The following is a 25686-nucleotide window of genomic DNA, read 5'->3' as shown; positions in this document are numbered from 1 at the left end:
GGTGGGCACAACCCGTCAGCGTGTCATCGCCTGCTTCACCAGGTTCCGGCCGAAGTCCCACATCAGGCTGCCGCCGTTGTGGGCTTCGTCCATTACCGCCGTGAACGCTTCCACGAAGCGGTCGACCTCGGGTTCGCCGATGATCAGTGGGGGGATCAGTTTGATCACCTCCAGCTGGTCCCCCGAGACCTGGGTGAGGATGCGGTGCTTCTGGAGCAGCGGCACCACGACCATCTGCGCGAAGAGGCCCCTGCGGGCCGCCTGGAGCATCGTCCAGCGGCCGCGCAGGCCCAGCGACTTGGGTCTGCCGAACTCGATGCCGATCATCAGGCCGCGGCCGCGCACGTCGTGCAGCAGCTCGTACTTGCCGACCAGCGCCGCGAGGCGGGAGCGCAGCAGCTCGCCCGTGGCACGGGCGTTGGCGACGATCCTCTCGTCCTCCATCACGGCCAGCACCGCCAGCCCGGCGGCCATGGCCTGCGCGTTGGAGCCGAAGCTGGCCGAGTGGACGAGCACCCGGTCCATGGACGAGTAGACCTTCTTGAAGATCCAGTCCTTGCCGAGGGTGGCGCCCACCGGGACGTAGCCGCCCGAGAGGGCCTTCGCCACGCACACCAGGTCGGGCTCCACCCCGCTCTCGTGCTGGTGGGCGAAGAACGCGCCCGTGCGCCCCACCCCGGTCTGCACCTCGTCCGCGATGAGGAGTGCCTTGTGGCGGTGCAGCAGCTCCTGCGCCGCCCGGAGGTAGCCGGGCGGCGTGAGGTGGACGCCCTTGCCCTGGACGGGCTCGACGATCAGGCCCGCCACGTCGCCGCGCCGCAGCTCCCGTTCCAGGGCGTCCAGGTCGCCGAGCGGGACGGGGGTGTCCGGGAGCAGGGGCGCGAAGCCGTCCCGGAAGCCGTCCTCGCCGTTGACGGACAGGGAGCCGATGGTCAGGCCGTGGAAGGCGTGGGCGCAGTACAGCACGCGCGGTCTGCCCGTGGCATACCGGGCGAACTTCAGGGCGGTCTCCACCGCCTCGGTGCCGCTGTTGCCGAAGAACACCCGGTCCAGGTGCGGGGTGTACGACAGCAGCCGCTCGGCGAGCAGGCCGGGCAGCGGCGGGCAGTCGAAGCGGGTGAGGTCGGCGAGCGAGGCGTCCAGGACGTCGTGGAGCGCCTTGCGGACCACGGGGTGGTGGCGGCCCAGGCCCATCACCCCGAAGCCGGAGAGCATGTCGAGGTAGTCGTGCCCCTCGGCGTCCCAGAAGTACGCGCCCTCCGCCCGCTCGTACACCTTGTCGAAGCCGATGGTGCGGAGCATGCGCGGCAGCTGGTGGTTGAGGTACCGGGCGTGCAGTTCGTACCGTTCGCCGCCGCGCTCGGCCAGCAGCCGGGACAGGTCGAATCTCTCGGTGCCGTCGGCGGTCATGCCTCGCTCTTCTCCTTCTCCCTGTCCCCGTCCTTGTGCTTGTTCCGCTCCTCGGTCCTCACCAGGACGGCGCTGATCCGCCCGGCGATCTCGGCGGGGGTGAGCCCCACGTCCGCCAGCACCTCCGAGCGTTTGGCGTGGGCGAGGAACTGTTCGGGGATGCCGAAGGTCCGTACGGGCAGGTCGACGTCGGCGTCGCGGAGCGCCTGGGCCACGGCCCAGCCGACGCCTCCGGTGCGGCTGTTGTCCTCGACGACGGCGACCACGCGGTGGCGGGCGGCGAGCGCGGGCAGCGCCTCGTCGACGGGTTTGACCCAGCGCGGGTCGACGACGGTGCAGCTCGTGCCCCGGGCGCCCAGCAGGTCGGCCGCGTCCAGCGCCACCCGGGCCATGGCGCCGACCGCGATCAGCAGGACGTCCGCCTCCTCGGTGTCCGCCGGCCGCGCGAGCACGTCCATGCCGCCGATCCTGCCGACCGCCGGGAGTGCCTCGCCCACGTTCTCCTTCGGGAAGCGGACGACGGTGGGGGCGTCGGCGACGGCGACGGCCTCGCGCAGCTGGGCCCGCAGCTGGTCGGCGTCGCGCGGGGCGGCGATCCGCAGGCCGGGGACGACCTGGAGGACCGACATGTCCCACACGCCGTTGTGGGACGGCCCGTCGGTGCCGGTGACGCCGGCCCGGTCCAGGACGAACGTCACGCCGCACTTGTGCAGGGCGACGTCCATCAGCACCTGGTCGAAGGCGCGGTTGAGGAACGTGGCGTAGACGGCGAGGACCGGGTGGAGGCCGCCCGTGGCGAGCCCGGCCGCCGACACCGCGCCGTGCTGCTCGGCGATGCCGACGTCCCAGACCCGGTCCGGGTAGGCCACCGCGAACTTGCTCAGGCCCACGGGGTGGAGCATCGCCGCCGTGATCGCGACGACGTCGGGCCGCTCGGCGCCGATCCTGACCATCTCGTCGCCGAAGACCGACGTCCACGACGTGCCGGCCGAGGGGGCGAGGGGCTCGCAGGTCAGCGGGTTCATCGCGCCGACCGTGTGGAAGCGGTCCGCCTCGTCCTCCAGGGCGGGCCGGTAGCCGCGCCCCTTCTCGGTGCGGCAGTGCACGAGGACGGGCCCGTGGAAGCGCTTGGCCCGGCGCAGCGCCGACTCGACGGCGGCGATGTCGTGGCCGTCTATCGGGCCGAGGTATTTCAGGCCCAGGTCCTCGAACATGCCCTGGGGGGCGAAGGCGTCCTTGAAGCCCTTCTTCGCCCCGTGCAGCGACTCGTAGAGCGGCTTGCCGAGCAGGGGCACGCTCTGGACGGCGTCCTTGCCCCAGGACAGCGCGCGTTCGTAGCCGTCGGTGGTGCGCAGGGTGGCCAGGTGGTCGGCGAGGCCGCCGATGGTGGGGGCGTAGGAGCGTTCGTTGTCGTTGACGACGATGATCAGCGGGCGGTCCTTGGCGGCCGCGATGTTGTTGAGGGCCTCCCAGGCCATGCCGCCGGTGAGGGCGCCGTCGCCGATGACGGCGACGACGTGGTTGTTCCAGCGGCCGAGGATCTGGTTGGCCTTGGCGAGGCCGTCGGCCCAGCCGAGGACGGTCGAGGCGTGGCTGTTCTCGATGACGTCGTGCTCGGACTCCTCGCGCGAGGGGTAGCCGGACAGGCCGCCCTTGCCGCGCAGTTTGGAGAAGTCCTGGCGTCCGGTGAGCAGTTTGTGGACGTAGGACTGGTGCCCGGTGTCCCACAGGACGCGGTCCGAGGGCGAGTCGAAGGACCGGTGCAGGGCGATGGTCAGCTCGACCACGCCGAGGTTCGGCCCGAGATGGCCGCCGGTCCTGGCCACGGCGTGGACCAGGAAATGGCGGATCTCCTCGGCGAGGTCGGTGAGCTCCTCGCCGTCAAGTTCCTTCAGGTCGCGCGGACCGCGGATGTTCTCCAGCAACGACACGCCGGCCCCCTCCTCCTGTCGTCGGCCCGGCGGTGCCGGGCGCGTTGATCGGACTCCGCCCGGATCCCTCAGAGGACGGTGACGGCCGGCGGCCCCGAGGGGGTGCCGTCCTTCTCCATCCGTTCGGCGAGCTTCATGGCCTCGTCGATGAGGGTCTCCACGATCTTCGACTCGGGGACGGTCTTGATGATCTCGCCCTTGACGAAGATCTGGCCCTTGCCGTTGCCGGACGCCACCCCCAGGTCGGCCTCGCGGGCCTCGCCGGGCCCGTTGACGACACAGCCCATCACCGCCACCCGGAGCGGCACCTCCATGCCGTCCAGGCCGGCCGTGACCTCGTCGGCCAGCTTGTAGACGTCGACCTGCGCCCGTCCGCAGGACGGACAGGAGACGATCTCCAGCCGGCGCTGCCGGAGGCCCAGGGACTCCAGGATCTGGATGCCGACCTTCACCTCCTCCGCGGGCGGGGCGGAGAGGGAGACCCGGATGGTGTCGCCGATGCCCTCGGAGAGCAGGGCGCCGAAGGCGACGGCGGACTTGATGGTGCCCTGGAAGGCCGGGCCGGCCTCGGTGACGCCCAGGTGCAGCGGGTAGTCGCACTGGGCGGCCAGCTGACGGTAGGCGTTGATCATCACAACGGGGTCGTTGTGCTTGACGGAGATCTTGATGTCGCGGAAGCCGTGCTCCTCGAAGAGCGACGCCTCCCACAGCGCCGACTCCACGAGGGCCTCCGGGGTGGCCTTGCCGTATTTGCCCAGCAGGCGCTTGTCCAGGGACCCGGCGTTGACGCCGATGCGGATCGGGGTGCCCGCCGCGGCCGCCGCCTTGGCGATCTCCTTGACCTTGTCGTCGAACTGCCGGATGTTCCCGGGGTTGACGCGCACCGCCGCGCACCCGGCGTCGATGGCGGCGAAGACGTACTTCGGCTGGAAGTGGATGTCGGCGATCACCGGGATCTGCGACTTCCTGGCGATGACCGGCAGCGCGTCCGCGTCGTCCTGCGAGGGGCAGGCGACGCGGACGATCTGGCAGCCCGCCGCCGTGAGCTCGGCGATCTGCTGCAATGTGGCGCCGACGTCGGCCGTGACCGCCGTCGTCATCGACTGCACCGACACCGGGGCGTCCCCGCCCACCGGTACCCGGCCGACCTGGATGCGCCGTGCGGGACGGCGTGCCGCCAGGGGCCGGGCGGGTGGCACGGGGAGGCCGAGGGAGACCGGCTCCGTGATGGCCATCGCGGTCAGCCCCGGTTTCCGGCGACGCTCTCGCGGGCCGCGCGCAGCGACTCCTTGAGCGAGCCCATGGTGGCGAGGACGGCGGTGGGCTCGTAGCCGCAGTGCGCCATGCAGTTGTCGCACCGGGGGTCCTTGCCGCGGCCGTACTTGTCCCAGTCGGTCTCCTCGATCAGCTCCCGGTAGGTGGGCACGTACCCGTCGCTCATCAGATAGCAGGGGCGCTGCCAGCCGAAGAGCGAGTAGTTGGGGATGGCCCACGCGGTGCAGGGGAAGTCGACCTTCCCCTCCAGGAAGTCGAGGAAGAGCGGGCTGTGGTTGAGCCGCCAGCGGGAGCGGTTGCCCCCGGCGAACGCCTTCCTGAACAGCTCCCGGGTCTGCTCGACGCCCAGGAAGTGGTCCTGGTCGGGGGCCTTCTCATAGGCGTAGGCCGGCGAGATCATCATCTCGTCGACCCGCAGCTCGTCATTGAGGAAGTTGAGCACCTCGATGATGGTCTGGGGGGTGTCGGTGTTGAAGAAGGTGGAGTTGGTGGTGACCCGGAAGCCCCGTCGTTTGGCCTCCTTGATCGCCTCCACCGCCTCGTCGAACACCCCCTCCTTGGCGACGGACTCGTCGTGGCGCTCGCGCAGCCCGTCGATGTGCACGGCGAAGGCGAAGTACGGAGACGGGGTGAACTTCTCCATCTTCTTCCGCATGAGCAGGGCGTTGGTGCACAGGAAGACGTATTTCCGCCTGGCCACCAACTGGCGCACGATTTCGTGGATCTGAGGGTGCATCAGGGGCTCGCCGCCGGCGATGGACACCATCGGCGCCCCCGACTCCAGCACCGCGCCGACCGCCTGGGCCACGGGCATCCGCTGTTTGAGCACCCCGGCCGGATGCTGGATCTTCCCGCAGCCCTCGCACTTGAGGTTGCAGGCGTAGAGCGGCTCCAGCTCCACGATCAGCGGGAACTTCTCCCGACGGCGGAGCTTCTGTTCGAAGAGATAGGTCCCGACCCGGATGGTCTGGCGAAGCGGCATGGCCATCTGGCTCACCTCCTGGGGAGCAGCAAAGAACGGTGCCATTCGAAAAAGGCCGGCAGGACGGTGCGGAGCACGCGGAAAGCCGATATTCCACCCCGCAAGGTCCCGATTCGCACAAGTTCATGTTCGGGAGCGTCCACGACCACTCTTACGGCCGCAACGGGGCGGGCACCGGCCCGCACGGCGCTTCGGAGCGTGGCCGCGGACTCCATGTCCACCGCCAGCGCCCCGGCGGCGTGCAGCGCGCCCCGCTCCGCGCCCCGTACTACGTGGTCGGAGCCGACCAGCGGCCCGGTGTGGATGACGCGCCGGGGCGCCACCCGGGCGAGCTCCTTGGCCAGCAGCTCGACGCCGGCGCACTCCGTCCGGCCCTCCCGGTCGCGGGTCTCGTCGGCGACGACCAGATCGCCGGGGTGCATCCCCGGCGCCAGTCCGGCGCAGAAGCCGGTGGCGATCACCGCGGTCTCGGACCCGGCCCCGGCCGGAGCGCTGTCGGTGAGGGCCCGGGTCACGGCGCGTTCCGCGGCCTGCGGGCCCATGCCGGTGCGCAGGACGGTCACGGGTCCGGCCGCGCCGCCGAGGCCGCCGCGCAGGGCGAGGCGCTCGATGCCGAGCGCACAGGCGATCAGCAGCGGTGCGGGGGCGGGGGTACCCGTGCCGGTGGACATCAGCCCTCCAGTGGCGTCTCGGCGAAGGGCTCGCCGTGGAGGTAGCGGCCGAGGGCGGTGAGGGGGAACACCTGGCGGTACAGGTGGTAGTTGATGGAGAAGTCCCAGGGGAAGCCCGTGCCGGTGAAGTGCGGCTCGTCCCAGGAGCCGTCCTCCCGCTGGATGTCCGTCAGCCAGGTCACCCCGCGCTCCACGGCCTCGCCGTCCCGCTCCCCCGCCGCCAGCAGCGCCAGCAGTGCCCAGGCGGTCTGGGAGGCGGTGGAGGCGCCCCGGCCGATCCATTCGGGGTCCCGGTACGAGCGGAGGTCCTCGCCCCAGCCGCCGTCCGGGTTCTGGACCTCGCCCAGCCAGGCGACGGCCCGGCGGACGGCCGGGTGGGAGACGGGAATGCCGGAGGCCACCAGGGCGGGCACCACGGACCCGGTGCCGTAGACGTAGTTGACGCCCCAGCGGCCGAACCAGGCGCCGGACTCCTCCTGTTCGCCCAGCAGCCATTCGACGCCCCGGCGGGCGCGTGGGTCGTGCTGCTTGCCGAGGGCGGCCAGCATCTCCACGACGTGGGCGGTGACATCGGCGGACGGCGGGTCGATCACCTCGCCGAAGTCGCAGAACGGCAGCCGGTTGGGGAACGGGCTGGTGTTGTCGGCGTCGAAGGCGCCCCAGGCGCCGTTTCTCGACCGCATGCCCACCGCCCAGTTGGCGGCCCGCCGGACCGCCGTCTCCAGGCGCCCGGGGTCGGGGTGGCGGACCCGTTTGAGGGCGAGCACGACCTCGGCGGTGTCGTCGATGTCGGGGTAGTTGTCGTTGTCGAACTCGAACGACCAGCCGCCCGGGGTCAGATGCGGTCGTTTGACGGTCCAGTCGCCGGGGCGCAGGATCTGCTCGTCCAGCATCCAGTCGGCGGCCTTGACCAGCGCCGGGTGGTCGGGGCTCAGGCCCGCGTCGGCGAGGGCGATGGTGGCCAGGCAGGTGTCCCAGACCGGGGACTGGCAGGCCTCGATCATCCGGACGGGGGCGCCGTCCGCGTCCTCGTGCCAGACGGCGAAACGGTCCAGCGAGGCGAGCCCGGCGCGCAGCACCGGGTGCTGGAGGTCGTAGCCCAGCAGGTGGAGGGCGATGACCGAGTAGACGGCGGGGGGCTGGATGCCGCCCCAGCAGCCGTCGTTCTCCTGGCGCTCGACGATCCAGCGGGCCGCCGAGCGCAGCGCGGCCTTGCGCAGCGGGGCGACGGGGAAGCGGTGGTAGACGTGCAGCGCCTTGTCCAGGCGCTGGAAGAGGCCGTCCCAGCTGGTGGCGGGGGCGAGGGGGCGCGGCGGGTTCGGCCGGCGGGGGTCGGTGTGGAGCTCGTCGAGGGCGAACGGCGCGGGCCGGACGGGCCGCAGGGCGGAGACGATCGTCAGGGGGACGATGGTCTGCCGGGCCCACTGGCCGAAGTCGTAGAGGTTGAGGGGCACCCACTTCGGCAGGTACATGATCTCGGGCGGTAGCTCGGGCAGGTCCTCCCACCGCCACCAGCCGAAGAGGGCCAGCCACATCCGGGTGAAGACGCGGGTGGCGGCGATGCCGCCCTGTTCGCGGACCCAGGCGGAGGCGGCGGCCATGTGCGGGGCTTCGGGGGCGTCCCCGGCGAGGCGGAGGGCGGCGTAGGCCTCGACGGTGGCGGAGAGCTCGGCGGGCCCGCCGTGGAAGGTGGCCCAGGTGCCGTCGGGGCGCTGCCGCGAGCGGATGAAGCGGGCGGCGGCGGCCGTGGTCCGCTCGTCGTCGATGCCCAGGAACCCGCGCAGCAGCAGGTCCTCGGCGTCCATGGTGACGTTGGTCTCCAGGTCGCCCTTCCACCAGCCGGCCGCGTCCTGACGGGCCAGCAGGTGTTCCGTGGCGAGGGTGACGGCCCGCGCCGCGGCTTCACGCGTCTTCGGCGCTCCGGGGGACGCCGTGGCGGTCGCCGGAGCGGTGGTGCTGTGGCCGGCCTCGGCCTCGGGGAGCGGTGACTCCCCGGTGCCGTCGGTCGTCGCTGTCATGGTTTCCCCTAATGCAGTGAGTTCCTTCTCTGCCGTACTGCTGTGATGCCGTACTTCGGGGGGTTCCGTCAGCCGGTGCCGCACACACAGGGCACCGGCCGGAGACCGCGGGGCTAGTTCGCGTTAATCGTGATCAACTCTTCCGTACGACGACGAAATCGGCGAGCGCGACGAGCTGCGCGCGGATCTCCGCGGGCATGTCGATGCCGTCGAGGGCCTCGACGGCGGTGGCGTGCTGGCGGCGGGCCTCCTGCTCGGTCCACTCACGGCCGCCGGCCTCCTCGATCAGCGCCGCGCGGGAGGCGAACTCCTCCTCGTCGAAGTCGGCGAGCTGCGCGTCGGTGAGCCTGGCGTCGGCGGCGAGGATGCCGGCGAGCCGCTCGGAGGCGGGGCCGCCGGCCGCGAGGGCGGCGACCACGGGGAGGGACTTCTTGCGCTGCCGCAGGTCGCTCCAGGTCTGCTTGCCGGTGGCCTCCGGGTCGCCCCAGATGCCCAGCAGGTCGTCGACGGCCTGGAAGGCGAGGCCGAGGTGGTAGCCGTAGGCCTCCAGGGTGTCGGCCGTACGGTCGTCGGCGCCGCCGAGGACCGCGCCGATGGAGACCGCGCAGGCCAGCAGCGCGCCGGTCTTGTTGCCCTCCATCTCCAGGCACTCCGCGACGGTGACGCGCTCGCGGTGCTCGTAGGAGATGTCCTGGGCCTGGCCGTCGATGAGCTTGCGGGTGGCGGTGGTGAGCCGGCGGGTGGCCCGCCCGGCCTCGACGGTGCCGAGCTCCAGCAGGATCTCGTTGGCGAGCGCGAAGAGGGCGTCACCGACGAGGATGGCCTGGGCCGGCCCGTAGGCCTTCCAGACGGTGTCACGGTGGCGGCGCTGTTCGTCGCCATCCATGAGGTCGTCGTGCAGCAACGAGAAGTTGTGCACGAGCTCGACGGCGACCGCGCCGGGGATGCCGGTCTCGGCGGGGGCACCGGCGGCCTCGGCCGACAGCAGGGCCAGGGCGGGCCGGACGGCCTTGCCCGGGTCGCCGTGGGCGGGCTTGCCGTCGATGTCGATCCAGCCGAAGTGGTAGGCGGCGACGGTGTCCATGGGTGCAGCGAGCCTGTCCACGGCGGCACGCAGCACCGGAGTGGCAAGCGTCCGTCCGCGCTCCAGCAGGGCGCGCACGCCCGCGGTGTCGACAGCTGGGATCGCCGATGTCACGGTCTCTCCTCTGGTGGTGGTCGTGCTCATGCGCGTCCCGCTCGCGGGAACGCGCGCCTTGAGGGCTCGCTGGTTCATACCGCCGCCTCCCGCAGGGGGCTCCGGTGGGGCCGGCCCAGCTCGGAGAGGGCCGCGCCGGCGGCGGCGAGGCCGCTGCGCACCGCGCCCTCCATGGTCGCGGGCCAGCCGGTGGCGGTCCACGCACCGGCCAGGTAGAGGCCGGGCGCGTTCGTGGGGGCGTCGGGCCGGAGCCGGCCGACGCCCGGGGTGGGGGCGAATGTCGCCGTCCGCTCGCGGGTGACGAAGAAGTCCTTCACCCGCGCCGTCCGGGCGGCCGGCAGCAGCCGGGCCAGCTCGGGGAGGTAGCGCTCGCGCAGCTCGGCGACCGGCCGGTCGATGTCGTCCTGCGCGGCGGACTGGGACACGGCCAGGTACTGCGCGGCCTTGTCGCGGCCGGCCAGCCCGGAGGAGTCGGTGCGGTCGAAGACCCACTGCACCGGGCTGCCGAGCGCCGTGAAGAAGGGCTGCCGCAGGACCTTGCGGTCGTAGACGACGTGGAGGTTGAGGATGGGCGCGGTGTCGATGCCGAGCAGCCGGTCGGGATCGTCGAGGGCGCCCTCGGGCAGCAGGGCGTGGGTCTCGCGCTGGGGCACGGCGAGGACGACGGTGCCGGCCTCCAGCCGCTCGCCCTCGCCCGGCCCGGCCTCGGTGTCGATGTGCCAGCCGCCGTCGGGGCGGCGGGCGATCCGGGTGGCGCGGGTACGCAGCGCGACCTGGACGCCGGCGGCGTCCAGCGCGGCGCGGACCAGGCGATCGTGGAGCTCGCCGAGCGGCACATGGGCCCAGCCGATGTCGGCGGCGCCGGGGTCGGAGAGCAGGCCGGTCTTGAAGACCATGGCGGCCAAGGCCAGCGAGGAGTGGTCGGCGGTGGCGTTGAGGGTGGCCACGCCCACCAGGTCCCACAGGGCCTCGACCGTCCGGGGCGACTGGCCGTGGCGGCGCAGCCAGGTGCCGAAGTCCACGCCGTCGAGTGCGGGGTCGTCGAGGTCGAGGCCGCGCAGCGCCAGCGCGGCCCGCCCTACCGCGGCCCGTTCGGCGAGCGAGAGGTGTGGGTAGGTGGCGAGGCTGGCGGCCAGATGGAGGGGTACGGGCAGGCCGGCGCGGCGCAGCCGGCCGAGGCGGGCCCTGCCCGAGGGGTGGCCGACGTCCAGGACGGGTACGTCGAGCCGGTCCTGGAGGGGGGCCAGGTGGGTGCCGCCGATCCGGTCGAGGAACCACCGGTAGGCGGTGCAGCAGCGCAGGTAGACGTGCTGGCCGTTGTCGACGGTCAGCTCGCCGCGGCGGAAGGAGAAGGCGAGCCCGCCGAGGCGGGGCCGGCCCTCCAGCAGGGTGACGCGGAGCCCGGCGGCGGCGAGTTCGAGGGCCGCCGTGACACCGGCGAGTCCGCCCCCGATCACTACCGCGGCCGCCCCGTCGGGGCGGCCTGCTTGGTCCGTGCGGAGCCGGTCGGGCCGGGTTGTCGTTCGTTCCGTCATGCGCCCATCCCCTCGGCTGCTGTCAGGGACGCGTCCACCGGGCGGAGGGTTGCGCACCGGTTTCCGGTGCGGTGGAGCGTCTCGCCGGGCGTACGGCCGGTGCGGGTCGTCATGGTGCGGGCGCGGGTCATCAAACGCGCCCCCTGGCGGTCTGCCGGTGGACGCTGCGCGCGTCGTAGCCGGAGAGTCCGCGGACGGCGACGAGGGCCTTCTCGTGGCCCGGCAGCGAGACGCGGCCGCGCAGCACCGCCGTGGGCTCCTCGGCGATGCGGTCCAGCAGCCGGCGGTAGATGCCGGACATGGCCGCGACGCAGGCGCCGCTGCGCCGGTCGAGCATGGGCAGCAGCTTCATGCCCTCGGCGAACAGCGCGCGGGCGCGCCGGACCTCGTAGTGGACCAGGCCGGTGAAGTCCGCGCCGGCCGGGGGCAGGGCGGAGTGGAATCCGGCCGAGCAGCCGAACTTGGCGAGGTCGTCGGAGGGCAGGTAGGTGCGGCCGTTGGCCGCGTCCTCGCGGACGTCGCGGAGGATGTTGGTGAGCTGGAGCGCCAGGCCCAGCGTGTCGGCGTACTCCGGGGCGCGCGCGGCGTCCCGTGCGCCGGGCACGGTGCCGAAGACGCCCAGGGAGAGCCGTCCGATGGCGCCGGCGACACAGCGGCAGTAGCGGGCGAGGTCGTCCCAGGTCTCGTAGGTCTCGCCGCGGACGTCCATCTGGACGCCGTCGATGAGCTCGTCGAGGCCGCCGAGGGGGATGGGGAAGCGGCGCACGGCATGGGCGAGCGCGACGGCCACCGGGTCGGTGTCGTCCTCCTCGATGTCGCCCGCCCGGATCCGGTCGAGCGTGGTGCGGGCGTCCTCCAGCCGCAGCCGCTTGGACTCGGGGTCCAGGGGGCCGTCCCCGATGTCGTCGACGCGCCGGGAGAAGGCGTACAGCGCCGACATGGCCCGCCTCTTGGCGGTGGGCAGCAGCCTGATCCCATAGCTGAAATTGCCGGCCTGCTGTCCTGTGACGGCTTCGCAGTAGCTGTACGCGGCGAGTACCGGCGGCGACGCTTGTGGCGTTGCATTCACGTTCCGGCTCACCCCTCTCTTCGCAGTGTCGCCCCCACCTCGCGCAGCAGGCTGAGCTTGGTGGGCTTGGGCGGTCCGGGGAGAACGTCGTGCCCCGCGGCGGTGACCGCGGCGAGTGCGGCCCTCCCTCCGCCCACGAATCCCGCGAGCAACAGCTTCAGCCTGCCGTGGACGCTACCCACCAGGGGGGTGCCTTCATTCAGCAGGCGCCGGGCGCGTTCCGCCTCGTACGCGACCAGGGCGCGCACCGACGCGCCAGCGGTCGGGAGGGCGAGATCGGCCTCCGTGACGCGGAAACGCGCCATGTCCTCGGCGGGCAGGTAGACGCGGTCGCGCCGGAGGTCCTCGGCGACGTCCTGTAGGTGTTCGACGATCTGCAGGGCGGTGCAGACCGCGTCCGAGCGGCGTACCCGCTCGGGGCTGGTGGTGCCGGTGATGCCCAGGACGAGGCGGCCGACGGGGTTCGCGGACAGCTCGCAGTAGGCGAGCAGGTCGGCGTAGGTCCCGTAGCGGCGCACCCGCTGGTCCTGGCGGTTCGCCTCGATCAGCCCCAGGAAGGGCTCGGGGGTCAGACCGCACCGGCGGACGGTCGGACGCAGGCGGAGCAGCAGCGGGTGGCGCGGGCCCGTGCCGGTGGTGTCGAAGACGCGCCGGAGGTCGGCCTCGAAGGCGTCCAGCATGGCCGGGCGGTCGTCCGTCTGCTCGCGGTCCAGGCCGAGCAGCTCGGCGTCGCGGCCGCCGGGGGCGAGGTCGCCGTCGCCGATGTCGTCGACGAGGCGGGCGTAGCCGTAGACCGCCATGAGATCGGCACGCCAGGCGCGTGGCACGAAGAAGGGCGCCACGGGGAAGTTCTCGTGCGCGGCCTTGTCGAGCACGGCGCGCGCGTGCGCGTCCGTCCCCGCGGTCATCGCGGGCTGCCCGGACCGGGGACGGCGTACGCGTCTCTGATCTGGAGAGTTCCCGTAACCATTGCCGTCACATCTCCCGTTCTACACTGCCGACCCAGAACATCCTATTTCGGACACGCCGCAGGGCGGGCCGTGCCCCTGGCCTCCCTTCCGGGCCGCTCCGTCGCGGCTCCGGCGGCGGGGCCGTCCGCGTGTATCGCCACGCCCCGCCCCAAAACAGCCGCAAAAGAGCAGGCTACAGCGTACGCCGCACTGGTGTCCGACGCTCGCCGGGGTATGTGCACTGATCCATACCATGCCACGCGAGCGCCCAATCGGCCCTGGCAATAAGCCAGTTGATCGTCACGGAACGGTCAAGGCCCCCGCCGCGACCGCACCGGCGGGGGCCTTGGACGTCACGTCCGCGTCAGCGGGCCGTTTCCTTCTCATAGGCCCGGACGACCTCGTCCGTCGGCCCGTCCATCAGCAGTTCCCCGCGCTCCAGCCACAGCACCCGGTCGCAGGTGTCCCGGATGGACTTGTTGTTGTGGCTGACCAGGAAGACCGTGCCGGCCTCCTTGCGGAGCTCGCGGATGCGTTCCTCGGAACGCTTCTGGAAGGCCCGGTCACCCGTGGCCAGCGCCTCGTCGATCATCAGCACGTCGTGGTCCTTGGCGGCCGCGATGGAGAACCGCAGCCGGGCCGCCATGCCGGAGGAGTACGTGCGCATCGGCAGGGTGATGAAGTCGCCCTTCTCGTTGATCCCCGAGAAGTCGACGATGCCCTGGTAGCGCTCGCGGATCTGCTCCCGGGACATCCCCATGGCCAGCCCGCCGAGCATCACGTTCTTCTCGCCGGTGAGGTCGTTCATCAGGGCGGCGTTGACGCCCAGCAGCGAGGGCTGGCCGTCGGTGTAGACCTTGCCGCGCTCGGTGGGCAGCAGCCCGGCGATCGCCTTGAGCAGGGTCGACTTGCCGGAGCCGTTGGAGCCGATCAGGCCGATGGCCTGGCCCCGGTAGGCGGTGAAGCTCACACCCTTGACGGCGTGCACCTCCCGCACACCGACGCTCGGCTGCCGGCGGACGATCCGGTTCAGGGCGGCCGTGGCACTGCCCCGGCCGGTGTTGCCGCCGTAGACGCGGTAGACGATGTGGACATCGTCCGCGATCACGGTCGGGACGTTCTCGGAGCCCTTGGGGGTGATCTGCTCAGCCACGGCCGTACTTCTCCTCAGCCTTCCAGAAGTAGACGAAGCCGCCGACTCCGATCAGCACGGCCCAGCCGGCCGCCAGCGACCACACGTGCGGCGGCAGGTGCTTCGCCCCGTAGTTGTCGATGAGCGCGTAGCGCATCAGGTCGATGTAGACGGCCGCCGGGTTGGCCCCCAGCAGATCGATCACCCACTGGGACGCGTGGGTCCGCTTGAGGTTGTCGACCAGGCTGTACATGACGCCCGAGGCGTACATCCAGGTGCGCAGCAGGAACGGCAGCAGCTGGGCCAGGTCGGGGGTCTTGCTGCCCGCGCGGGCCAGGATCAGCGCCAGTCCGGTGTTGAAGAGGAACTGGAACGCCAGCACCGGGACGATCATCAGCCAGGCCATCGACGGCGTGTGCCCGCAGGCGACCAGGACGACGGCCAGCACGACCATCGAGTAGAGCAGCTGCTGGAGCTGCTGGAGCGCGAAGGAGATCGGCAGGGCCGCCCGGGGGAAGTGCAGGGCCCGCACCAGGCCCAGGTTGCCCGCGATCGCCCGGACGCCCGCCATCGCCGAGCTCTGGGTGAAGGTGAAGACGAACACACCGGTCACCAGGAACGGGACGTAGGTGTTCGTCGCCATCGCGCGCTTCTGGTCCATCATCACGCCGAAGATGAAGTAGTACACGACGGCGTTCAGCAGGGGCGTGGCCACCTGCCAGACCTGGCCCAGCTTGGCCTGGCTGTACTGAGCGGTCAGCTTCGCCCGGGAGAAGGCGGCGATGAAGTGGCGCCGCTCCCACAGCTGCCGCGTGTACTCGGCCAGGGACGGCCGGGCGCCGCTCACCGCGAGGCCGTACTTACGGGCCAGCTCGGCGGCGGGCAGTCCGTCGTCGGGTGACGACGGCACAGTCAGGGCGACCGCACTGTCGTGCGTTGTCTCGCTCACAGTTGACACTTTCGTCCTCAAGGCGCGCCCACCGGGGCCAGGCCCCGGTGCGCGCCCGATGCTCTTCGACACGACTCTCGGATACGAGCTTGTCAGATCACGGGCGGGCGACCCAGTCGGGTCAGGCGCCACACGGTACGCCACTTCATCGGACGCCGGGGTCCGCACGGGGTCGTCCAGCCCTCCCGGAAACCGCCCAGCCACGCGCGCAGCGCGGGCAGGGAGGGCCGCCGGGCCAGGGTCAGCAGCAGCCAGACCCCGACGTAGACGGGGACCAGCGGCGCGGGCAGATTGCGGCGGGCCAGCCAGACCCGGTTGCGGGCCACCATGCGGTGGTAGACGGCATGGCGGCTCGGGGCGGTCGTCGGGTGGTGGAGCACCATGTCCGACCGGTAGTCGATCATCCAGCCCGCGTCCAGGGCCCGCCAGGCCAGGTCGGTCTCCTCATGGGCGTAGAAGAACTCGTCCGGCAGCCCGCCCACCTCGGCGAAGACCCGGGTGCGGGTCGCGTTGGCGCCGCCGAGGAAGGTGGTCACGCGCGAGGAGCGCATCGGGTCGGACGCCCGCAGCCGGGGCACGTGGCGGCGCTGGGTGACGCCGGTGTCCGGGTCGGCGATCCGGAAGCTGATGATGCCCAGCTTCGGGTCGGCGGCGAACGCCTCCCGGCACAGCTGCGCCGTGTCCTGGCTCGGCAGGTGCCCGTCGTCGTCCAGGAAGAGCAGGACGTCGACGTCACGGCCGGCGGGGCCGAAGGCCTCGATGCCGACGTTGCGGCCGGCCGGGATGCCCACGTTCTCGGGCAGCTCGACGGTGCGCACGGCCAGGCCGGGCACGGACAGCTCGGGCAGCGGGGAGCCGTTGCCGACGACGACGACCTCGATGGGGTCGCCGGTCTGCTTGGCGACCGACTCCAGCAGGGCGCGCAGCTCGTCGGGGCGGTTGCCCATGGTCAGGACGACCGCGCCGACCTTCATCGTGTTCTCGCTCATTTCGGCCTGGCTCATTTCAGCCTGCTCGACGCCAGGATGGACACCAGGTGCAGCACCGTCTGCAGCAGCGCGATGCCGGCCAGGACGGCGGTGCCGAGGCGGGTGAAGAACAGGTCGCCCCGGGCCGCGTCCACGATCGCCAGGAGCAGGATCAGCAGGGACGCCTCGATGCCGAGGATCAGCCGGTGGAACTTCAGCGCCGCGGCGGCCTTGCGGGCCAGCGCCATGCCGGACGAGCGCGGCTCGGACGCGGCCTCCTTGACCGGCGGCAGCCCGGCCTGGTGGCGGGCGACGCCGACGAGGTCGGTCTCGGCCTTGATCAGGACGGCGCCGAGCGCGGCGAGCGTGCCCAGGAAGGCCCACAGCCAGTCGATCCGGCCGCTCCCCCACAGGTCGGCGGCGCGCAGGCCCAGGCCGACCAGGACCGCGGCGTCGCACAGATAGGCGCCGACCCGGTCCAGGTACACCCCGGAGTTCGAGTACTGCTTCTTCCAGCGGGCGATCTCGCCGTCGACGCAGTCCAGCAGCAGATAGAGCTGGACCATGACCACACCGAGGACGGCGCCCCAGATCCCCGGCACCAGCAGGGCCGGGAGCGCGAGGACGCCCGCCACGGTCATCAGGTAGGTGAGCTGGTTGGGCGTGACCCTGGTGTTCACCAGATGGCGGTCGACCCGCAGCGAGATCTCCCGCATGTACAGGCGCCCCATCCAGTGCTCGCCACTGCGCCGGTCCTTCACACCCGCGGGGTGGACGACCGGGCGGAGTTCAGCGACTGATGGTTTGTGCATAGTCGGCGTACGCGTCCCTGATCTGATCGGTGGAGAGGTCGAGGTGCTCCAGGATGGTGTATCTCCCGGGGCGGGTCTGCGGCGCGTACTCCACGACCGAGACGAACTCGTCGTCGGTGAAGCCGATGTCGCCCGGCAGCACGGGCAGACCGTGGCGGCGCAGTACCTCGACCATGAGCGCGGATTCCTCGTGGGCACCGCGCAGGTGCATCGCGAAGGCTGCCCCGAGGCCGCACTGCTCGCCGTGGCTGGCGGCGCGCCTGGGGAAGAGGAGGTCGAAGGCGTGGTTGATCTCGTGACAGGCGCCGGAGGCCGGCCGGCTGTCGCCCGCGACGGACATCGAGATGCCGGTGAGCACCAGGCCCTCGGCGAGCACCTGGAGGAAGGCGTCGTCGCCGACGCCGCCGGGGTGGCGCAGCACGGCCTCGCCGGCCTGCCGGGCCATGGCCGCGGCCAGCCCGTCGATGCTCTCGCCGCGCTCGCGGTGGGCGAGCTCCCAGTCGGCGACGGCGGAGATGTTGGAGATCGCGTCGCCGATCCCGGAGCGGACGTAGCGGGACGGGGCCTCGCGGATGATGTCCAGGTCGATGACGACGGCGATCGGGTTGGGCACGCCGTAGGAGCCGCGGCCCGCGTCGTTGTCGAGCGTGGCGACCGGCGAGCAGAGCCCGTCGTGCGAGAGGTTCGTGGCGACGGCCACCAGCGGAAGCCCTATGCGGGCGGCCGCGTATTTGGCGCAGTCGATGATCTTCCCGCCGCCGAGGCCCACGACCGCGTCGTAGCGCCCCTTCTTCATGCGGTCGCCGAGCCGGACGGCGTCGTCGAGGGTGCCGCCGCCCACCTCGTACCAGGAGGCGCCGGGCAGCGCCGGGGCGAGCCGCTCGCGCAGCTGCGCCCCGGAGCCGCCGCTGATGGCGATGGCCAGCTTGCCGGAGCTGGAGATCCGCTGGTCGTGGAGGAGCCCGGCCAGGTTGTCCAGCGCGCCGGGGCGGATGTCGACGACGACCGGCGAGGGGATGAGCCTCGTCAGTACTGGCACGCGATCTCCCGGCCCTTGGCGAGGTCGTCGTGGTTGTCGATCTCGACCCACTTCACTTCGCCGATGGGGGCCGTGTCGATCTTGAAGCCGCGGTGGACGAGCTCCTGGTAGCCGTCCTCGTAGTACAGGTCGGGGTCGCGCTCGAAGGTGGCCTTCAGGGCGTCGGCCAGCTCGGCGGCGGCGTCGGCCTCGATGAGGGTGACGCCGATGTACTCGCCGGTGGCGTCGCCGGGCTCCATCAGCTTGGTGATCTTCTGGACGCCCTTGTCGGCGTCCACGACGACCTTCATCTCCTCGTCGGCGAGGTTCTTCACCGTGTCGAGGGCGAGGATGATCCTCTTGCCGTCGCCGCGCGCGGCGAGCAGGGTCTTCTCGACGGAGACGGGGTGGACGGTGTCGCCGTTGGCGAGGATCACACCGCGGCCGAGCACGTCACGGGCGCACCACAGGGAGTAGGCGTTGTTCCACTCCTCGGCCTTGTCGTTGTCGATCAGGGTGAGCGTGACGCCGTACTTGGCCTCCAGCTCCTCCTTGCGCGCGTACACGGCCTCCTTGCGGTAGCCGACGACGACGGCGACCTCGGTCAGGCCGACCTCGGCGAAGTTGCCCAGGGTCAGGTCGAGGACCGTCAGCGAGTCCTCCGCGCCTTCGGGACCCACCGGCACCAGAGCCTTGGGCAGCGTGTCGGTGTAGGGGCGCAGACGCCGTCCGGCGCCGGCGGCCAGCACGAGGCCGATCATGCGGGTTCTCCTGTTTCGTCGTGGACTGCGGGCGCCCCGGAGGACACCCAGAACCGGATGCTCTCGCTGAGCACCACGAGCGCGATGGCGGCCGCCAGGACCGTCAGCGCGATGGTGAAGCCTCGGCCGTGCCACAGGGAGGCGGCGGCGGTGACCGCCAGCACACGTCCCTCGTGCCCGCCGATGGCCCTGACGAGCCAGTGCGGGGGCGCGCCGGTGCCGCCGCGGATGCGGTACACCGTGTCGTAGTGATGGTAGGCGACCGCGGCGACCAGCCCGAAAGCCGCGGGCAGGGCGCCGGGCGCTCCCGAGCGGGCGGCGAGCAGCAGGACGATCCCGTACTCGGTCGCCCGGAAGACGGGCGGCAGCAACCAGTCGAGCGGGTCCTTGAGGGCGTGCGCCACGGCGACGCCCGCGAGCAGCGCGTACACCACGGCGGACGGCAGGCCCCGCCAGGTGCCCAGGTTCCCGGCGGCCAGCGGCCAGACGAACAGGGCCGCGGCGGCGAGCAGCGACCAGTAGGGCGCGCTGTACGACCCGCCGGGCACCCGCCGGCCGAGGAAGCGGCTCACGGCCTCGGCCACCGGGCCGGAGTCGACGAGGTCCGCGAGCGCCCGGGCGGCGCGGTCGGTGCGCTTCGCCTTGCGGGTCAGCGAGCGCAGCACCCGGCCGGCGGTGGTGTAGCAGGCGGCGAAGGCGCAGCCGATCAGCAGCACGACGAAGACCACACGGGGTGTGGTGAGCGCCGTGAGCAGCGCTATCAGCGCCCAGCGCTCACCGATCGGCAGGATGATCATGCGCCGGGCCCAGACGGTCCAGCCGACGCTGTCGAGCCTGCCGGAGAGGGCGGCGGTGGGGCTGGTGTTGGCGGTGGCGTCGTGGTTGGCCTCGTTGAAGGCGAAGTCGACGACGTGCCGGCAGGTCTGGAGGACCATGGCGCCGAGCGCCAGGGCCCAGACGTCGTCGCCACCACGGGCGGCGCCGAGCGCCAGGCCCGCGTAGTAGGCGTACTCCTTGGCCCGGTCGAAGGTCGCGTCGAGCCAGGCGCCGAGCGTCGAGTACTGGAGCGAGTACCGGGCGAGCTGCCCGTCGGTGCAGTCCAGGACGAACGAGGCGATCAGCAGCACGCCCGCCGCGACGAAACCGGTCCGGGTGCCGGTGGCCGCGCAGCCGGCCGCGATCAGCGCGGTCAGCAGGGAGGCGGTCGTCACCTGATTGGGGGTGAGGCCGCGACGGGCACACCAGCGGGCGATGTACCGGGAGTACGGGCTGACGCAGAAGGTGGTGAAGAACCCGTCGCGGGACTTCACGGCGGCGCGCAGCCGTACGGCCTCGTCGTCGACGGCGTCGGTCTCGGCGAGCGTCTTGGCCCGGGCGTCCGCGTCATCGGGCACGGCGGCGACGAGCACGCCGAGCTCGGGGCGGTGCACGGCGACGCCTTCGGCTTCGAGCCGGGCGGCGAGCTCGTCGGGCAGGCTGCCGGCCGGCTGCGCCGGGCTCTCGGCGGCCGGTGCCGGGCCCGCGCCCGTCGGTTCGGTCAGCGCCAGCGCCAGCGCGCCGCGCGCCTCCGGCTGTGCCGTCAGGGCGCCGGGGACGGCGCCCGCCGGGAAGCGGGGGTCGGTGAGGGCCAGCCGCAGTGCGTGCCGGTGGCCTACGAAGCGGGGGTCGACGAGGGCGACCCGCTCGGCGGCCGGGACCGCGGCGAGCTCCTCGGCCGCGCCGGCGGCACCCGTCGTGGTGCGCACGTCGAAGCCGAGCGCCCGAAGGTCGTCCTCCAGCGAGGAGCCGGCGGGCGGCGGACCGATGAGGATGGCGGTCGACAGACGAACTCACTCCTTGCGGCTGGCGTGGCCGCCATGCGGCCGCGGGACGCGGCGGGCGGCTGACGTGCCGCGCCGGGCCCGGCTCTGCGGGGCGGCGCACGGCACGACGGCAGAGGCTATCGGATCACCGGAAGGCCGAGTTCACCGCACGTGCACCCGGGCGTTCCCGGCCCGGGCGGCGGCCCGGGAACCGGCCCCTATCAGGACGCCCCGGACACCCGGGCGGTTCCCACGGACGGACGAAACGTTTCCCGTCGGATGGCTGGAATAGGGTGCCGTCATGACGTGGCTGATCACAGGTGGAGCTGGGTACATCGGGGCGCATGTCGCGCGGGCGATGACGGAGGCCGGGGAGCGGGTGGCCGTCCTGGACGATCTGTCCTCGGGCGTGGCCGGCCGGCTGCCGGAGTCGGTCCAGCTGGTGCGGGGCTCGGTGCTGGACCGTGAGCTGCTCGACCGGACGTTCGCCGACCTCGGCGTGACGGGGGTGGTGCACCTGGCGGCGAAGAAGCAGGTCGGGGAGTCGGTCGAGAAGCCCCTGCTGTACTACCGGGAGAACGTCCACGGGCTGACCGTGCTGCTGGAGGCCGTGGTCGCGGCCGGGATCCGCAGCTTCGTCTTCTCCTCCTCGGCGGCCGTCTACGGCATGCCCGACGTGGACCTGGTCACCGAGCGCACGCCCTGCCTGCCGATCAACCCGTACGGCGAGACCAAGCTGGCCGGCGAGTGGCTCGTCCGGGCGACGGGCGCCGCGCACGGCATCGCCACGGCGTGCCTGCGCTACTTCAACGTGGCGGGCGCGGCCCGGCCGGAGCTGGCCGACACGGGCGTCTTCAACATCATCCCGATGATGTTCGACCGCGTCACCCGGGGCGAGCGGCCGCTGATCTTCGGCGAGGACTACGCCACCCCGGACGGCACCTGCGTCCGTGACTACATCCACATCGAGGACCTGGCGACCGCGCACCTGGCCGCCGCCCGCCGGCTCGCCGAGCGTCCGGGCGCGGGCGACCTGACGCTGAACGTCGGCACCGGGCTCGGCGTGTCCGTCCGGGAGATGGCCGACCTGATCGGCGAGATCACCGGGCGCCCGGAGCTGACGCCCGAGACGGCCCCGCGCCGTCCGGGTGATCCGGCGCGTGTCGTGGCCTCCAACGAGCTGATCGCGAAGGAGCTGGGCTGGAGCGCCCGCCACGGCCTCCGCGACATGGTCGCCTCGGCCTGGGAGGGCTGGTGCCTCCACCACCCCGGGGCACGCCGCCCCTGATCCCCGCGATCCCGCCCCCGCCCGTAGTTGACTGGGCCCGGCCGGCGGGTGCCCGCCGGCCGGGCGGCGACGACGGCTTCGGAAGGCGGCGGGCATGGGAGCGGGTCACCACCACGGCCACTCGCACGGGGGACCCCCGCCCGGTGCGACCGGCACGGCCGCGGCCGCCCACAAGGGGCGGCTGCGGATCGCGCTGGGCATCACCCTGACCGTCCTGCTGGTCTACACCGCGGGCAGCGCGCTGACCGGCTCGCTCGCGCTGTTCGCCGAGGCGGGCCATATGGCCACGGACGCGATCGGGGTCTTCATGGCCCTGGTGGCGATTCGTTTCGCCGCCCGCCCGGCCACCGGCAGACGCACCTTCGGCTATGCCCGGGCCGAGATCCTCGCCGCCCTGCTGAACTGCGTGCTGATGCTCGGCGTCGGCGGCTACGTCCTCGTCGAGGCCGTGGAGCGGCTGGCGGAGCCGGCGCCGGTCCCGGGCGCTCGGACGGTCGTCTTCGGCCTGACCGGCGTGGTCGCCAACGGCATCTCGCTGGCCCTGCTGACGCGGGGCAGCAAGGAGAGCCTGAATGTGCGGGGCGCGTTCCTGGAGGTCCTCTCGGACGCCCTGGGCTCCCTGGCCGTGGTGGTCTCCGCGCTGGTGATCATGGTGACGGGCTGGACGCGGGCCGACCCGGTCGCCTCCCTGCTGATCGGGCTGATGATCGTGCCGCGCACGGTGAAGCTGCTGCGCGAGGCGCTGGACGTGCTGCTGGAGGCGGCGCCGAGGAACGTCGACATCGACGAGGTACGGGCGCACGTCCTGGCCCTGCCCGGGGTGCGGGGCCTCCACGATCTGCATGTGTGGACGATCACATCGGGGATGCCGGTGCTGTCGGCGCATGTGGTGGTGGACCCCGGCGCGCTGGACCCGGCGGGGCAGGAGAAGATGTTGCACGACCTTCAGGACTGCCTCGGCGAGCACTTCGCCGTGGCGCACTGCACCTTCCAGCTGGAGCCCGGCGGGCACGCCGGGCACGAGGCCGGTCTCTGCCCACTGAGACCTGCCGCCGAGACCTGCCGCTGAGCCACGGCCGGCCGAGGGCCGGTCCGATCGGTCACCGATCGGACCGATGACTCATCCGCCGTGGCCGTGGGCATTCCGTACGGCAGACTTGAAGGTGGAAGACCGACAATGAGGATGGTCAATGCCGATCACATCTGCCAAGGGCCGCTCCGCCGACTCGGACCGGGTTCCCGCGGCCGCCGACACCACCGAACCGATCATGCTGGAGCTGGTCGACGAGGACGGCAGAACCATCGGCACCGCCGAGAAGCTCTCCGCCCACATCGCCCCGGGCCGGCTGCACCGGGCCTTCTCGGTCTTTCTCTTCGACGACGCGGGCCGGCTGCTTCTCCAGCGCCGGGCGCTGGAGAAGTACCACTCCCCCGGCGTGTGGTCGAACACCTGCTGCGGCCACCCCTACCCGGCCGAGCCGCCCTTCGTCGCCGCCGCCCGCCGCACCGGTGAGGAGCTGGGCCTGGCGCCCGCGCTGATGCGCGAGGCCGGGACCGTGCGCTACAACCACCCGGACCCGGCCTCGGGCCTGGTCGAGCAGGAGTACAACCACCTGTTCGTGGGCACGGTCGCGGCCCTGCCGGACCCGGACCCCTCCGAGATCGCGGAGACCGCGTTCGTCACCCCCGCCGAGCTGGACGCGCTGCGTGAGAAGTACCCCTTCTCCGCGTGGTTCATGACCGTGCTGGACGCCGCCCGCCCGGCGATCCGCGAGGTCACCGGGGACGCCGCAGGCTGGTAGGCCGGGGGCGCAGCGGCAGGGCGGCCCAGACCACCTTGCCGCCGCCGGCGGTGTGCTCGATGTCGTAGGCGCCGCCTGCCTCCTCCACCGTCGCCTGCACCAGCAGCAGGCCCCGGCCGCCGGTGCGCGGCTCGTCCTCGGGGCACACCTCCATGGGCGCGGGGCGGTACGGGTGGTTGTCCTCGACGGCCACCCGCACCCACTCCGGGCCCAGGGAGACCTCCACGGCCACCTCCGGGGAGAGCAGCGCCGCGTGCCGCACGGCGTTGGTGACCAGCTCGGAGACGATGAGCAGCAGCCCGTACAGCTGGTCCTCGCGCAACGGCACCGCGCGGCGCCGGATCAGCTCGCGGACCGCGCTGCGGGCCGCGGGGACGGACCGGTCGAGCGCGGGAGCGGTCCAGCGCCAGCTCCCGTCGTACTCGGCGGGCCTGCGGGGCGCGGCCGCCCGTCCCGGCCCGGGTGGGCGTCCCCCGCGCATCTCCATCTCCGCATCCCACCCCTCGCCGTGGCCCGACCACCTGTGCCGAGTGTTGGGAACCTTGGCATCCGCTCCGGTGAGCTGACCAGAAGTCATTGGCTATCGACGGATTCCGGCGGGGTTCGACCGATCACGCACACGGCTGTCGCCCGGCAGACTGTTTGATCATGACTTCCTGGTCCCGGTTAGCATCCGGCCATGGAACCCGCACTGCGTCTCGGCATCGATGGAGCCGTCGCCACCGTCCGCATCGTCAACCCCGCCAAGCGGAACGCCATGACCACCGGGATGTGGCGGGAACTGCCCGCGCTCCTCGCCCGCTGCGCCGCCGACCCGGCGGTCCGGGTGCTGGTGCTGACCGGTGAGGGCGACACCTTCTGCGCGGGCGCGGACATCGCCACGCTGGCCGCCGACGGCGGCGTGGGATCGCGGGACCTGGCGGTCGCGGCGGAGGAGGCGCTGGCCGCCTTCCCCAAGCCGACGATCGCGGTCGTGCGCGGCCACTGCGTGGGCGGCGGCTGTCAGCTCGCGGTCGCCTGCGACCTGCGCTTCGCGGCGGAGGGGGCGTCCTTCGGGGTGACCCCGGCGCGGCTGGGCATCGTCTACCCGGCGTCCACCACGCGGCGGCTGGTGGAGCTGGTCGGCCCGGCCACCGCCAAGTACTTGTTGTTCTCGGCCGAGCTGATCGACACCGAACGGGCCCTGCGCACCGGGCTGGTGGACGAGGTGTGGCCGGCGAACGAGCTGGACGGCCGGGTGGCGGAGTTCGCGGCGACGCTGGCGGCGCGCTCGCAGCTGACGCAGGCGGCGGCCAAGGAGTTCACGGCGGGGCCGGCCGGGCCGGACCGGGTGGCCCACTGGGCGGCGCGGGAACGCGGCAGCGGCGACACCGCCGAGGGTGTCGCCGCGTTCTTGGAACGGCGGGTGCCGCGCTTTGAGTGGTCCGTCTGAGCGCAGCGCCCCTGACGGGGCCGCCCGCCTAGCGGGGGACGTACGCGGCGCGCCACTCCGCGACGAGGTCGGCGGGGGCCTTTTCCGGGGAGCCCGCGTCGTACGGGGGCTGGGGGTCGTACTCGATCATCAACTGGACGGCCTGGGCCGTCCGGTCGCCCGAGATCCTGCCGAGGAGGGTGAGGCCCATGTCGATGCCCGAGGACACCCCGGCGGCCGTGACGTACTTGCCGTCGGTGACGACCCGCTCCCCCGTCGGCTCGGCGCCCAGGGAGCGCAGCTGCTCCAGGTGCAGCCAGTGCGAGGTGGCCCGTCGGCCCGTCAGCAGCCCGGCGGCGGCCAGGATCAGCGATCCGGTGCACACCGACGTCGTCCAGGTGGTGTGGCGGTCCACGGCCGTCAGCCAATCGTGCACGGGGCCGGGCTCGAGCGGCAGGAACCGGTCCGGGCCGCCGGGGACGACGACGATGTCGGGGCGGGGTACGTCCGCGAGGGCGCGCTCGGCGACGAGCGTGAGGTTGCCGCTCTCGTTGGGCACCGGGCCGGGCCGCTCGGCGACGAAGACGGTCTCGGCACCGGGGATCCGGCTGAGGGTGTCGTAGGGACCCACCGCGTCAAGAGCGGTGAAACCGGGATAAAGCAGGATGGCGATCTGCATGGCGAAGCCTTCTCTCGTGCTCAGT

Annotated in this window: 24 protein-coding genes; 4 read left to right on the top strand and 20 right to left on the bottom strand. The window is 72.5% G+C overall.

Annotated elements, in window-relative coordinates; all coding sequences use genetic code 11:
* Positions 1-15: 15 nt before the first annotated feature.
* The 18 genes from RM609_RS08910 to RM609_RS08825 form a co-directional block, all read right to left on the bottom strand.
* The gene (locus tag RM609_RS08910) at positions 16-1410 is read right to left on the bottom strand and encodes an aspartate aminotransferase family protein (RefSeq protein ID WP_311609382.1); all 1395 of its coding nucleotides are present in this window, start codon (positions 1408-1410) and stop codon (positions 16-18) included.
* Positions 1407-3341 carry a 1-deoxy-D-xylulose-5-phosphate synthase gene (gene dxs / locus RM609_RS08905; protein WP_311609381.1) on the bottom strand — a complete coding sequence of 645 codons (1935 nt, stop codon included), beginning with the start codon at positions 3339-3341 and terminating at the stop codon, positions 1407-1409. Before dxs ends, RM609_RS08910 begins: the two co-directional genes overlap by 4 nt.
* Positions 3342-3409: 68 nt before the next feature.
* On the bottom strand, positions 3410-4576 hold the full coding sequence (ispG, locus tag RM609_RS08900) for a flavodoxin-dependent (E)-4-hydroxy-3-methylbut-2-enyl-diphosphate synthase (protein WP_311609380.1): 1167 nt from the start codon (positions 4574-4576) through the stop codon (positions 3410-3412).
* A 5-nt stretch (positions 4577-4581) separates the two neighbouring features.
* Positions 4582-5604, bottom strand: coding sequence for an adenosyl-hopene transferase HpnH (hpnH, locus tag RM609_RS08895; protein ID WP_311609379.1), 1023 nt, complete (start codon positions 5602-5604; stop codon positions 4582-4584).
* 5 nt (positions 5605-5609) lie between these two features.
* The gene (locus RM609_RS08890) at positions 5610-6269 is read right to left on the bottom strand and encodes a phosphorylase family protein (protein WP_311609378.1); all 660 of its coding nucleotides are present in this window, start codon (positions 6267-6269) and stop codon (positions 5610-5612) included.
* Positions 6269-8287 carry a squalene--hopene cyclase gene (shc, locus tag RM609_RS08885; protein ID WP_311609377.1) on the bottom strand — a complete coding sequence of 673 codons (2019 nt, stop codon included), beginning with the start codon at positions 8285-8287 and terminating at the stop codon, positions 6269-6271. The genes RM609_RS08890 and shc overlap by 1 nt, the downstream gene beginning before the upstream one ends.
* A 133-nt stretch (positions 8288-8420) precedes the next feature.
* Positions 8421-9515 (bottom strand): polyprenyl synthetase family protein, encoded by a 1095-nt coding sequence (locus tag RM609_RS08880; RefSeq protein ID WP_311609699.1) that lies wholly within the window; start codon positions 9513-9515, stop codon positions 8421-8423.
* 44 nt (positions 9516-9559) lie between these two features.
* On the bottom strand, positions 9560-11020 hold the full coding sequence (hpnE, locus tag RM609_RS08875; RefSeq protein ID WP_311609375.1) for a hydroxysqualene dehydroxylase HpnE: 1461 nt from the start codon (positions 11018-11020) through the stop codon (positions 9560-9562).
* Positions 11017-11151, bottom strand: coding sequence for a hypothetical protein (locus RM609_RS08870; RefSeq protein WP_311609373.1), 135 nt, complete (start codon positions 11149-11151; stop codon positions 11017-11019). The genes hpnE and RM609_RS08870 overlap by 4 nt, the downstream gene beginning before the upstream one ends.
* Entirely contained in the window at positions 11151-12089 is a 939-nt protein-coding gene (gene hpnD / locus RM609_RS08865; protein WP_311609372.1) for a presqualene diphosphate synthase HpnD, read from the bottom strand. Before hpnD ends, RM609_RS08870 begins: the two co-directional genes overlap by 1 nt.
* A gap of 8 nt (positions 12090-12097) precedes the next feature.
* Positions 12098-12997 (bottom strand): squalene synthase HpnC, encoded by a 900-nt coding sequence (gene hpnC / locus RM609_RS08860; RefSeq protein ID WP_311609371.1) that lies wholly within the window; start codon positions 12995-12997, stop codon positions 12098-12100.
* A 406-nt stretch (positions 12998-13403) separates the two neighbouring features.
* Positions 13404-14192 carry an ABC transporter ATP-binding protein gene (locus RM609_RS08855; RefSeq protein WP_311609370.1) on the bottom strand — a complete coding sequence of 263 codons (789 nt, stop codon included), beginning with the start codon at positions 14190-14192 and terminating at the stop codon, positions 13404-13406.
* Positions 14185-15120: an ABC transporter permease gene (locus RM609_RS08850; RefSeq protein WP_311609368.1), complete on the bottom strand. Its 936-nt coding sequence runs from the start codon at positions 15118-15120 to the stop codon at positions 14185-14187. The genes RM609_RS08855 and RM609_RS08850 overlap by 8 nt, the downstream gene beginning before the upstream one ends.
* Positions 15121-15212: 92 nt before the next feature.
* Positions 15213-16109: a glycosyltransferase family 2 protein gene (locus tag RM609_RS08845; RefSeq protein WP_311609367.1), complete on the bottom strand. Its 897-nt coding sequence runs from the start codon at positions 16107-16109 to the stop codon at positions 15213-15215.
* A gap of 11 nt (positions 16110-16120) precedes the next feature.
* A complete protein-coding gene (locus RM609_RS08840; RefSeq protein ID WP_311609366.1) occupies positions 16121-16900 on the bottom strand; it encodes a CDP-alcohol phosphatidyltransferase family protein in 780 nt (259 codons plus the stop codon).
* The gene (locus RM609_RS08835; protein WP_311609365.1) at positions 16878-17939 is read right to left on the bottom strand and encodes an iron-containing alcohol dehydrogenase family protein; all 1062 of its coding nucleotides are present in this window, start codon (positions 17937-17939) and stop codon (positions 16878-16880) included. The genes RM609_RS08840 and RM609_RS08835 overlap by 23 nt, the downstream gene beginning before the upstream one ends.
* Complete coding sequence (locus RM609_RS08830) at positions 17927-18679, bottom strand: phosphocholine cytidylyltransferase family protein (protein ID WP_311609364.1); 753 nt, start codon at positions 18677-18679, stop codon at positions 17927-17929. The genes RM609_RS08835 and RM609_RS08830 overlap by 13 nt, the downstream gene beginning before the upstream one ends.
* Positions 18676-20502, bottom strand: coding sequence for a DUF5941 domain-containing protein (locus RM609_RS08825; protein ID WP_311609698.1), 1827 nt, complete (start codon positions 20500-20502; stop codon positions 18676-18678). The genes RM609_RS08830 and RM609_RS08825 overlap by 4 nt, the downstream gene beginning before the upstream one ends.
* A 280-nt stretch (positions 20503-20782) precedes the next feature.
* Here RM609_RS08825 and galE point away from each other — a divergent pair, with 280 nt between their 5' ends.
* The 3 genes from galE to idi all read left to right on the top strand — a co-directional run bounded on the left by galE (position 20783) and on the right by idi (position 23571).
* The gene (galE, locus tag RM609_RS08820) at positions 20783-21769 is read left to right on the top strand and encodes a UDP-glucose 4-epimerase GalE (protein ID WP_311609363.1); all 987 of its coding nucleotides are present in this window, start codon (positions 20783-20785) and stop codon (positions 21767-21769) included.
* A gap of 94 nt (positions 21770-21863) precedes the next feature.
* Complete coding sequence (locus RM609_RS08815) at positions 21864-22838, top strand: cation diffusion facilitator family transporter (RefSeq protein WP_311609362.1); 975 nt, start codon at positions 21864-21866, stop codon at positions 22836-22838.
* A gap of 121 nt (positions 22839-22959) precedes the next feature.
* Positions 22960-23571 carry an isopentenyl-diphosphate Delta-isomerase gene (gene idi / locus RM609_RS08810; RefSeq protein WP_311609360.1) on the top strand — a complete coding sequence of 204 codons (612 nt, stop codon included), beginning with the start codon at positions 22960-22962 and terminating at the stop codon, positions 23569-23571.
* Here idi and RM609_RS08805 read toward each other — a convergent pair.
* Positions 23546-24058: an ATP-binding protein gene (locus RM609_RS08805; protein WP_438828406.1), complete on the bottom strand. Its 513-nt coding sequence runs from the start codon at positions 24056-24058 to the stop codon at positions 23546-23548. The genes idi and RM609_RS08805 overlap by 26 nt on opposite strands.
* 192 nt (positions 24059-24250) lie before the next feature.
* Between RM609_RS08805 and RM609_RS08800 the strand changes: the two genes are divergently transcribed.
* Complete coding sequence (locus RM609_RS08800) at positions 24251-25003, top strand: enoyl-CoA hydratase/isomerase family protein (protein WP_311609358.1); 753 nt, start codon at positions 24251-24253, stop codon at positions 25001-25003.
* Positions 25004-25031: 28 nt separating this feature from the next.
* Here RM609_RS08800 and RM609_RS08795 read toward each other — a convergent pair whose 3' ends face one another.
* Positions 25032-25661 (bottom strand): DJ-1/PfpI family protein, encoded by a 630-nt coding sequence (locus RM609_RS08795; RefSeq protein WP_311609356.1) that lies wholly within the window; start codon positions 25659-25661, stop codon positions 25032-25034.
* Positions 25662-25686: the final 25 nt, after the last annotated feature.

The organism is Streptomyces hesseae (assembly GCF_031845785.1).
Classification (GTDB): domain Bacteria; phylum Actinomycetota; class Actinomycetes; order Streptomycetales; family Streptomycetaceae; genus Streptomyces; species Streptomyces hesseae.
Note: the sequence above shows the minus strand (reverse complement) of the source record. Positions and strands in the feature narration are given on the sequence as shown.